The following is a 987-nucleotide window of genomic DNA, read 5'->3' as shown; positions in this document are numbered from 1 at the left end:
AGGTATTTGGCCACCAAATAGTGGGGCTTATGGGCCAGTCGAAAAAGTGACACTTAAACCAGGTGATTTTGTTGATAGATATGGAACAACAAAGGGAACTTTCATTTCTCCTGAAGGTGTTTTATTTGAAGAAAGAGCATTGCCTTCATCTTCTCTTAATGCACCTTATAATGTTTATGAAATATTAAAACCAATTGAAGATGTTTCTAAAGCAAAAGCACTTCCATGGTTTGGGCAACCAGGTCAAGGAACACAATATAAGTTATCCAAACCAGTCCAATGGTATTTAGATAATGGTTATTTAAAAGAGGTAAAAAGATAATGACAAAGAACGAATTGCAGAAAATTTTAGATGAACGGCATGTCCCTAAGATAATGTATAGTCTTGATGGTTTAAAAAATGGTGATTGCTTATGTGTTGTTAATAATAATGGTAATTGGAAAATAATACAAAATGATAGAGGAACAATTGGTTATGTAGAAGAGTGTTCTAATGAACAAGATGCATATGACAGATTTTATCAAATAGTGAAGAATGATTATGGTTGGAAAGATTGATCATTAAATTTTTATATTTTATTTTTTCTTTTTTTTCATCTCTAATTCCAGTTCGGCAATCTATCTTGCGGAACTGGATTAATTATTTACTAACTATGCGATCTACTTCGCAAGTGTTATTATCAACTTGCCCTTTTTAGCGGTGGTAGTGATGGGTTATCCGGTGGTAAATCCGAGTTCATTTAGCCAATTGTGGTCTTGGGTTGGGTTTTGTGCCTTATGGCATGTAACCGAGGTATAAAACCGCTTAGTGGATTGTGGTTAGCAGGTTAGCGGTGCGTCAACACTGTTAGCCTGCGCTGATTAATGTTACTGTTTGTTTTATTATCTATTCATCCTTCTTTTTAGCCAGCCTTGCTGAGCCCCAGCGCCTTGCCTGGTATTTGACAATCATTCCTTCCAGGGCTTCTTTATGAATTATATCAATCA

2 protein-coding genes are annotated in these 987 nt (G+C 35.6%); both read left to right on the top strand.

The genetic code is table 11. The features are described 5' to 3' along the window. Window positions 1–322 (top strand): TNT domain-containing protein (locus J3U57_RS12680; protein WP_267345005.1); only part of this gene is annotated, 322 nt, incomplete at its 5' end. Continuing rightward, entirely contained in the window at window positions 322–558 is a 237-nt protein-coding gene (locus J3U57_RS12675; RefSeq protein WP_267345004.1) for a hypothetical protein, read from the top strand. The genes J3U57_RS12680 and J3U57_RS12675, both read left to right, overlap by 1 nt. Window positions 559–987 lie beyond the last annotated feature (429 nt).

This window comes from Gilliamella sp. B3464, assembly GCF_026536145.1.
In the GTDB taxonomy this organism is placed as follows: Bacteria; Pseudomonadota; Gammaproteobacteria; order Enterobacterales; family Orbaceae; genus Gilliamella.
This window is presented reverse-complemented; position numbering and strand designations above follow the sequence as displayed.

Excerpts from the sequence above, each read along its gene's own strand:
- J3U57_RS12675 (WP_267345004.1), top strand. The coding sequence starts at position 322 with ATGACAAAGAACGAATTGCAGAAAATTTTAGATGAACGGCATGTCCCT.